Genomic DNA, 9,003 nt, shown 5'->3' on the forward strand with positions numbered 1-9,003 from the left:
AGAAAATGAAATACGGAGGTCGTACGATTGAACATCAAGAAATGTAAACAGCTACTGATGTCATTGGTTGTGTTAACTCTAGCTGTCACGTGTCTGGCTCCAATGTCAAAAGCAAAAGCAGCCAGCGATCCAATTGATATCAATGCATCTGCTGCTATTATGATCGAAGCTTCTTCAGGTAAAATTCTTTACAGTAAAAATGCAGATAAGAGACTGCCAATTGCGAGTATGACAAAAATGATGACAGAGTATCTGTTATTGGAAGCAATTGATCAAGGTAAAGTGAAATGGGACCAAACCTATACGCCTGATGACTATGTGTATGAAATTTCCCAAGATAACAGCTTATCAAACGTTCCTCTTCGGAAAGACGGGAAATACACAGTAAAAGAATTATATCAAGCTACAGCAATTTATTCTGCAAATGCTGCTGCTATTGCGATTGCAGAAATCGTTGCCGGTTCTGAAACTAAGTTTGTTGAAAAAATGAATGCAAAAGCAAAAGAACTAGGCTTAACAGATTACAAATTTGTTAACGCAACAGGTCTTGAAAACAAAGATCTTCACGGGCATCAGCCTGAGGGGACAAGCGTAAATGAAGAAAGTGAAGTTTCTGCAAAGGATATGGCAATTCTTGCGGATCACTTGATTACTGACTACCCTGAGATACTGGAGACTTCCAGTATCGCCAAAACGAAATTCAGAGAAGGCACCGATGATGAAATGGACATGCCGAACTGGAATTTTATGCTGAAGGGGCTTGTCAGCGAGTATAAAAAAGCGACTGTAGACGGACTGAAAACAGGTTCTACTGACTCTGCGGGTTCATGCTTTACAGGAACAGCTGAACGCAACGGTATGCGTGTCATCACTGTTGTTTTAAACGCGAAGGGCAACCTTCATACAGGCCGTTTCGATGAAACGAAAAAAATGTTTGATTATGCTTTCGACAATTTCTCCATGAAAGAAATTTATGCTGAAGGCGATCAAGTAAAAGGCCATAAAACAATTTCAGTTGATAAGGGTAAAGAGAAAGAAGTAGGCATTGTGACAAACAAGGCGTTCTCTCTTCCTGTCAAAAATGGTGAAGAAAAGAATTACAAAGCGAAGGTCACACTGAATAAAGACAACTTAACTGCTCCTGTGAAAAAAGGAACCAAGGTTGGGAAGCTGACTGCGGAATACACAGGTGATGAAAAGGATTACGGATTCCTTAACAGCGATCTGGCTGGCGTAGACCTTGTTACAAAAGAAAATGTAGAAAAAGCAAACTGGTTTGTTTTGACAATGCGCAGTATCGGCGGATTTTTTGCCGGAATTTGGGGAAGCATTGTTGATACGGTAACCGGCTGGTTTTAATCAATTGAAAGAGCTCTGATGGATGTTAGGGCTCTTTCGCGTAATATACTGAAAAAACCCAATTTTTAATAAAAAATGATTTTCAAAGCGCTAAAAACCGAATAAAATAGTATATATCCATATGAATTATTGGATTTCTAGGATACAATAAGGATTAGAAATCATATAACTATACCTTGATTAGGGGGACCAAGAAATGGCTCAAACAGGTACTGAACGTGTAAAACGCGGAATGGCAGAAATGCAAAAAGGCGGCGTCATCATGGACGTCATCAATGCGGAACAAGCGAAAATCGCTGAAGAAGCTGGAGCTGTCGCTGTAATGGCGCTAGAACGTGTGCCAGCAGATATTCGCGCGGCTGGAGGAGTTGCCCGTATGGCTGACCCTACAATCGTGGAAGAAGTAATGAATGCAGTATCTATCCCGGTAATGGCAAAAGCGCGTATCGGACATATTGTTGAAGCGCGTGTGCTTGAAGCTATGGGTGTTGACTATATTGATGAAAGTGAAGTTCTGACGCCGGCTGACGAAGAATTTCATTTAAATAAAAATGAATACACAGTTCCTTTTGTCTGTGGCTGCCGTGATCTTGGTGAAGCAACACGCCGTATTGCGGAAGGTGCTTCTATGCTTCGCACAAAAGGTGAGCCTGGAACAGGTAATATTGTTGAGGCTGTTCGCCATATGCGCAAAGTTAACGCTCAAGTGCGCAAAGTAGTTGCGATGAGTGAGGATGAACTAATGACAGAAGCGAAAAACCTAGGTGCTCCTTACGAGCTTCTTCTTCAAATTAAAAAAGACGGCAAGCTTCCTGTCGTTAACTTTGCCGCTGGCGGCGTAGCAACTCCAGCTGATGCTGCTCTCATGATGCAGCTCGGTGCTGACGGAGTATTTGTTGGTTCTGGTATTTTCAAATCAGACAACCCTGCTAAATTTGCGAAAGCAATTGTGGAAGCAACAACTCACTTTACTGATTACAAATTGATCGCTGAGTTGTCAAAAGAGCTTGGTACTGCAATGAAAGGGATTGAAATCTCAAACTTACTTCCAGAACAGCGTATGCAAGAACGCGGCTGGTAAGAACATAGGAGCGCTGCTGACATGTTAACAATAGGTGTACTAGGACTTCAAGGAGCAGTTAGAGAGCACATCCATGCGATTGAAGCATGCGGCGCGGCTGGTCTTGTCGTAAAACGTCCGGAGCAGCTGAACGAAGTTGACGGGTTGATTTTGCCGGGCGGTGAGAGCACGACGATGCGCCGTTTGATCGATACGTATCAATTCATGGAGCCGCTTCGTGAATTCGCTGCTCAGGGCAAACCGATGTTTGGAACATGTGCCGGATTAATTATATTAGCAAAAGAAATTGCCGGTTCAGATAATCCTCATTTAGGTCTTCTGAATGTGGTTGTGGAACGTAATTCATTTGGCCGGCAGGTTGACAGCTTTGAAGCTGATTTAACAATTAAAGGATTGGACGAGCCTTTTACAGGGGTATTCATCCGTGCTCCGCATATTTTAGAAGCTGGTGAAAATGTTGAAGTTTTATCGGAGCATAATGGTCGTATTGTAGCCGCGAAACAGGGGCAATTCCTTGGCTGCTCATTCCATCCGGAGCTGACAGAAGATCACCGAGTGACAAAGCTGTTTGTTGAAATGGTTGAGGAATACAAGCAAAAGGCACTTGTATAAAACAGTTGAAAGCTGTGGAAACTTATAGTACATTATAAGCACAAATAAAGATCGAAAAGCGTTGATAGGAACTAGTAGGGAGCCTCTCTTTCTAAGAGAGCCGATGGTTGGTGCGAATCGGTGAAAGATGCTGTCTGAATCCATCCTTGAGCGAAATGCTGAAACAAGTAGGCATTTACGGGATAACCGTTATGTTTGAAAGTGGAAAACGAGTCTTTGATTTGTTTTCAATCAGGGTGGCAACGCGAGAGCTCTCGTCCCTTTATGGGGATGAGGGCTCTTTTTATTTTCGACAAATCAATAAAAAAAGGAGTGTTTCGCATGCTTGATACGAAAATGCTGAGAGCAAATTTTCAAGAAATTAAAGCAAAGCTTGTACACAAAGGCGAAGACTTAACTGATTTTGATAAGTTTGAGGCGCTGGATGATAGACGAAGAGAGCTTATCGGCAAGGTTGAAGAGTTAAAAGGAAAACGAAATGAAGTTTCTCAGCAGGTTGCTGTGCTGAAGCGTGAGAAAAAAGACGCGGATCACATTATTAAAGAAATGCGTGAAGTCGGCGAGGAAATTAAAAAGCTTGATGAAGAATTGCGAACAGTGGAAGCTGAGCTTGATACAATCCTTCTCTCAATCCCGAATATTCCGCATGAGTCTGTACCTGTCGGTGAAACAGAAGACGACAACGTAGAAGTGCGTAAATGGGGTGAAAAGCCTTCATTTGCTTATGAGCCGAAGCCGCACTGGGATATTGCGGATGAGCTGGGTATTCTGGATTTTGAACGTGCTGCCAAAGTAACAGGAAGCCGTTTCGTGTTCTATAAAGGCTTAGGTGCTCGTTTGGAGCGTGCGCTTTATAACTTTATGCTTGATCTGCATGTGGATGAGTATAACTACACTGAAGTGATCCCGCCATATATGGTAAACCGCGCAAGTATGACGGGAACGGGGCAGCTTCCTAAATTTGAAGAGGATGCATTTAAAATCAGAGAAGAAGATTATTTCTTAATTCCAACGGCGGAAGTGCCGATTACAAACATGCATCGCGATGAAATCCTTTCAGGTGACAGCCTGCCGATCAACTATGCGGCATTCAGTGCTTGCTTCCGTTCTGAAGCTGGTTCAGCAGGACGTGACACACGCGGATTAATTCGTCAGCACCAATTTAATAAAGTTGAGCTTGTAAAGTTTGTGAAGCCTGAAGATTCTTATGAAGAATTAGAGAAGCTTACAAACCAAGCAGAACGGGTTCTTCAGCTGCTTGAGCTTCCATACCGTGTCATGAGCATGTGTACGGGTGACTTAGGCTTTACGGCTGCGAAAAAATACGATATCGAAGTTTGGATTCCAAGCCAAGACACATATCGAGAAATCTCTTCTTGCAGCAACTTCGAAGCGTTCCAGGCGAGACGTGCGAATATTCGTTTCAGACGTGAAGCGAAAGGCAAGCCTGAGCATGTACACACACTGAACGGTTCAGGACTGGCGGTTGGAAGAACAGTTGCTGCTATCTTAGAAAATTATCAGCAGGAAGACGGAAGCGTTGTGATTCCGAAAGTGCTTCGTCCTTATATGGGGAATAGAGAAGTAATGAAACCGTAAATTATGGAAAGGCGTGCCTGACAAGGTGCGCCTTTTTGCTTATGTAAACACGGCATTTTCATAAAAACAAAAAAAGTTTTTAAAAAAGCTTGACCACACGAGAACATACGTGATATAGTAAGTCTTGTCGATACGGAGGAATACCCAAGTCCGGCTGAAGGGATCGGTCTTGAAAACCGACAGGGGTGTCAAAGCCCGCGGGGGTTCGAATCCCTCTTCCTCCGCCATATTGATTTTAATTCTAATGAAACACAAGCATATATTGGAGATTGTTTTGTCCGTTGCATTCGGTGCGGCGGATTTTTTATTTTAAAGAAAAAGTGAATCTCGACTGAGATTCACTTTTTTTGATTATCATGAATAACTGAAGCAATTTGATCTACAATATTTTCAATCGAGTTTTCGTCGTTCAGAAGATCATAATCTTCAATGCGAAGTTTTAAAACAGGGCAGGCATTAAAACCGCTTATCCAGTTCTCGTAGCGTGTATGCATTTCTTCCCAATAAGACCTGCTTGTCTGAAGCTCCATCTCACGGCCGCGTTGTTCAATCCGGTTTAAAATGTTCTCCAGATCTCCTTCTAAATAGATCAACACATCTGGGTGTGGGAAATACGGTGTCATTACCATTGCTTCGAAAAGGCTTGTGTAAGTCTTATAATCAACCTTTGACATTGTCCCTTTATCAGCATGCATTTTTGCGAAAATCCCTGTATCTTCATAAATCGAACGATCCTGTACAAAACCTCCGCCGGCTTCAAAAATTGTTTTCTGTTCTTTGAAGCGTTCAGCTAAGAAATAAATTTGAAGGTGAAAGCTCCAACGTTCAAAATCATGATAGAACTTTTCCAAGTATGGATTATGATCGACTTCCTCCAAAGATGTTTTAAATCCAAGCCGTTTAGCTAAAGTTTTTGTTAAAGTCGATTTTCCGACACCTACTGTTCCTGCTACTGTAATAATTGAATTCTTAGGGATATGATGTTCCTTCATACGATAAGCTCCTTTACATGGGCGGCAATGCGTTCAAAGTCGCTCTTATTCAAAACGAAATCCTTTGAATCACCATCTACGGTTAACACTGTAAGTTCAGGGTCTGCTTCCTGCAGCTGCTTGATGGCGACTTCATAATCTGAAATCAGCTGCTCCAAATAGCTAGTTTCAATTTTTTTCTCAAAGGGGCGCCCGCGTTTTTCAATGCGGTGTAGCAATGTAGGCAGACTGGCCTTTATGTAAATGATGAAATTCGGCTTTGGCAGATCATCCGTTAGCAGGTGATATATCTTTTTGTATTTTTCCAGCTGATGTGGAGACAAGGTGCGTTCCGCAAAAATCACATTTTTATAAATATGATAATCAGCTATTACAGGCTGTCCCTTTTTTAAAAAGTGATCACTGGTGTCTTCAAGCTGTTTGTATCTGTGACAAAGAAAAAACATCTCGAGCTGGAAGCTCCATTCCTCTATATTGTCATAAAACTTATCAAGGTACGGGTTATCCTCTACAATCTCATTGATCATAGGGAATCCGAATTCTTGTGAGAGCATCGTTGCGAGAGTTGTTTTTCCTGCCCCGATAGGACCTTCTATTGCAATAAAAGGGGCTGTATTCATCGGAATCCTCCTTATATCTGAAAAACGTGCGTCAGTTACCGACCTTCATATTGTATCACAACCCTTGGGTGCCCCCATGAAAAAAAGACGTTTCCAAATTATCGAAACGTCTTTTTGACAACATTAAATTGATCAGACAGCAGCAGCCAGTTTTGTGGAAAGGAAAGACCCAGCTTCCAATAGCTGATGCCTCTTAAATTCAGCTCTTTAATCAGATTGAATTTTGCTTGAATCGAGCGGGCATCCTCGAACCATACCTCGTGCCTTCTGTTTTCTGCATCAGTATAGCGGAAGAAAGGAGCTTGAGCGGTTTGGTCATATTGAATGGAAGCATTGTTCTGATCAGCTATGACAATGGCTTGCTGAGGGCTTACTGCTCTTGCCGGAGTTCCCCCTGCTGTATATGGCAGCGTCCAGTCATATCCATATAAATTCTGGCCCATGACAATTTTGTTCGCAGGCATTTCAGTCAAAGCATATTCTATGACATCACGGACAGGTCCAATTGGAGAAACCGCTTGAGGCGGCCCGCCGCTATAGCCCCATTCATATGTCATGAGAACAACAAAGTCGACAATTTGGCCATGTGCCCTGTAATCATGAGCTTCATACCACCTGCCCTGCTGTGTTGCACTTGTTTTAGGAGCAAGAGCCGTAGAAATTTCTAAGCCCTCTCGATGAAAAAGATCTCTTGCTTCGCGGAGGAATTGATTATAGGCCTCTCTATCCTGGGGCCGCAAATATTCAAAGTCGAAATGAATGTCACGGAAGCCATATCTTCTGGCATTCTCGACTATTTCATTTAGAAGCCGTCTTTTTACAGTTTCGTCGTTCAAAAGGATCCGGCCAAGTTCATCGCTGAATGCCTGGTTTTCTAGGTTCGTTATAATCATCATCAATGTTGTATTTTGACTTTCTGTAATGCTCCTTAAATTCGTTAAAGGCGGTGCGACTAAGGTTCCGTTCCGCTGTGCCTGGAAGCTGAATGCGCCAAGGTACGTTAAGTAGGGCGACGCTTCTCTGGCCGCCTGCTGGAGATTTTCGCTGACTTGATTTCCTCGGGGCTCCAAATAAGCATTTGATTCGATGTCTCGTTTAGGGGCTGGTGGGATGTATATACGGAAACCAATCTGAAGCACGGTATTTAACTGGATGCGGTTAACCCTTGCGAGCTCGGCTGCCGTTGTATTGAACTGCCGGGCGATAGATGTCAGGGTATCACCTCGCTTCACATCATAGAACTGGCCAGCTATTGGAATGACAATGGTTTGTCCGACAACAAGGCTGTCGGGATTCGGTATTTCATTCGTTTCAGTGATGTCATTTGCGGTTGTTCTGTATTGTGAAGCGATAGCAGAAAGAGTGTCGCCTTGTTTTACCACATAAATTTGAATGAAAAACGCCTCCTTTCATATCGCTATCAATGTATGAAAGAAAAGCGCTGATCATGTTTATTTTTCTGTAATTTGTTCTTCCGTCGTAATTTCTGCGAAAAGAACATTCTCCATCATAGTTAAGGCGAATTTGTTATCTTCGTCACTGTTTGACGCGATACAGTCCTTAGGAATCGTGATGCTGTATTCCCTCATATAAGCGTCATTAGCGGTAAACAGCACACATATATTGCCGGCTATACCTGTTAAGATAATATGTCTCACCTGCAACTCAGTAAGAAGGGTGTGAAGTGCAGTTTCGTAGAAAGCGGAATGTTTTGGTTTGATTAAAAAATAATCAGCATCTTCCGGGGCTATCTTTGTGATGATATCCTTGCTTCTTTCATTTGTGCATTCTTGCTGAATGTTTTTAATGTCAGCTTGCCAAAGTCCATAATGATCATTGATGTAAATAATCGGCCATTCATTTTGTCTCGCGTGCTCCTTTAATGATAAAATATGAGGAACGATTTTCTCTGTTTTTTTAGCGAGGGTTTCTCCCATATCGAATTCAAAATTATTGATCATGTCTACAATGAGAAGGGCTGTATCTGCTTTGGACAATCGACAGTCTCCTTTCCGTTTCAGTTATAGTTAATATGTAGCCTTTTTAGGCAATGAAAAAACTTTGAAAAGAGAGCTTATCCTTATGACACAAGATGAACTTTATATGAAAGAAGCAATTAAAGAAGCGAAAAAGGCTGAAGAGAAAGGTGAAGTGCCAATAGGTGCGGTGCTTGTCGTTAATGATGAAATTATAGCGCGTGCACATAATTTAAGAGAGACTGAACAGCGATCTATTGCCCATGCAGAAATGCTTGTAATTGATGAAGCGTGTAAGGCACTCGGAACATGGCGGCTGGAAGGTGCGACTCTTTATGTGACGCTTGAGCCTTGTCCAATGTGTGCTGGTGCAGTCGTACTTTCTCGAGTGGAAAAAGTGGTTTTTGGCGCATTTGATCCGAAAGGCGGCTGTTCAGGCACGCTAATGAACCTTCTTCAGGAGGAACGCTTTAATCATCAGGCTGAAGTGGTGAGCGGTGTACTTGAGGAAGAATGCGGCGGAATGCTCAGTGCGTTTTTCAGAGAACTAAGAAAAAAGAAGAAAGCCGCCAGGAAAAACTTGTCTGAATAGTACGGTTGCAATTTTTAGGGGAAACAGATATACTTAAGTGTGCATCGTAATAGATGCAACATAAAATTTGATATTTATTTTGCCGTGCTAAGCGGGGAGGTAGCGGTGCCCTGTACCTGCAATCCGCTCTAGCAGGGCCGAATCCCTTCTCGAGGTTCGTTTACTTTAAGGC

9 protein-coding genes, 1 tRNA gene, 1 other RNA gene and 1 other annotated feature are annotated in these 9,003 nt (G+C 42.5%); of the genes, 7 read left to right on the top strand and 4 right to left on the bottom strand.

From position 1 onward, the window contains the following. Window positions 1-27 precede the first annotated feature (27 nt). The 5 genes from dacA (at window position 28) to RAC86_RS30515 (ending at window position 4,878) form a co-directional block, all read left to right on the top strand. Complete coding sequence (dacA, locus tag RAC86_RS30495) at window positions 28-1,359, top strand: D-alanyl-D-alanine carboxypeptidase (RefSeq protein WP_015482683.1); 1,332 nt, start codon at window positions 28-30, stop codon at window positions 1,357-1,359. A 196-nt stretch (window positions 1,360-1,555) separates the two neighbouring features. Continuing rightward, entirely contained in the window at window positions 1,556-2,440 is an 885-nt protein-coding gene (pdxS, locus tag RAC86_RS30500) for a pyridoxal 5'-phosphate synthase lyase subunit PdxS (protein ID WP_003247145.1), read from the top strand. A gap of 21 nt (window positions 2,441-2,461) precedes the next feature. Next, on the top strand, window positions 2,462-3,052 hold the full coding sequence (pdxT, locus tag RAC86_RS30505; RefSeq protein WP_029726364.1) for a pyridoxal 5'-phosphate synthase glutaminase subunit PdxT: 591 nt from the start codon (window positions 2,462-2,464) through the stop codon (window positions 3,050-3,052). A gap of 52 nt (window positions 3,053-3,104) precedes the next feature. Next, window positions 3,105-3,317, top strand: a binding site (T-box leader). Between the two features lie 56 nt (window positions 3,318-3,373). Continuing rightward, complete coding sequence (serS, locus tag RAC86_RS30510) at window positions 3,374-4,651, top strand: serine--tRNA ligase (protein ID WP_003247131.1); 1,278 nt, start codon at window positions 3,374-3,376, stop codon at window positions 4,649-4,651. A 134-nt stretch (window positions 4,652-4,785) separates the two neighbouring features. Further along, window positions 4,786-4,878: transfer RNA gene (locus RAC86_RS30515), tRNA-Ser, on the top strand. A gap of 111 nt (window positions 4,879-4,989) precedes the next feature. On the opposite strand, the gene dck is transcribed toward RAC86_RS30515, so the two are convergent. The 4 genes from dck to RAC86_RS30535 all read right to left on the bottom strand — a co-directional run bounded on the left by dck (window position 4,990) and on the right by RAC86_RS30535 (window position 8,260). Next, window positions 4,990-5,643: a deoxyadenosine/deoxycytidine kinase gene (gene dck / locus RAC86_RS30520; RefSeq protein WP_003226792.1), complete on the bottom strand. Its 654-nt coding sequence runs from the start codon at window positions 5,641-5,643 to the stop codon at window positions 4,990-4,992. Next, window positions 5,640-6,263: a deoxyguanosine kinase gene (gene dgk / locus RAC86_RS30525; protein WP_003226790.1), complete on the bottom strand. Its 624-nt coding sequence runs from the start codon at window positions 6,261-6,263 to the stop codon at window positions 5,640-5,642. Before dgk ends, dck begins: the two co-directional genes overlap by 4 nt. A 98-nt stretch (window positions 6,264-6,361) precedes the next feature. Continuing rightward, window positions 6,362-7,645 (bottom strand): glycoside hydrolase family 18 protein, encoded by a 1,284-nt coding sequence (locus tag RAC86_RS30530; protein WP_174223695.1) that lies wholly within the window; start codon window positions 7,643-7,645, stop codon window positions 6,362-6,364. Window positions 7,646-7,714: 69 nt separating this feature from the next. Continuing rightward, window positions 7,715-8,260: a cysteine hydrolase family protein gene (locus RAC86_RS30535; RefSeq protein ID WP_085187900.1), complete on the bottom strand. Its 546-nt coding sequence runs from the start codon at window positions 8,258-8,260 to the stop codon at window positions 7,715-7,717. An 85-nt stretch (window positions 8,261-8,345) separates the two neighbouring features. On the opposite strand from RAC86_RS30535, the gene tadA reads away from it, so the two are divergent. Both tadA and ffs read left to right on the top strand, forming a co-directional pair. Continuing rightward, window positions 8,346-8,831: a tRNA adenosine(34) deaminase TadA gene (gene tadA / locus RAC86_RS30540; protein ID WP_003226784.1), complete on the top strand. Its 486-nt coding sequence runs from the start codon at window positions 8,346-8,348 to the stop codon at window positions 8,829-8,831. A gap of 82 nt (window positions 8,832-8,913) precedes the next feature. Further along, window positions 8,914-9,003, top strand: an RNA gene (gene ffs, locus RAC86_RS30545) — signal recognition particle sRNA large type; the annotation flags it as partial.

The organism is Bacillus sp. LR_5, from assembly GCF_042709275.1.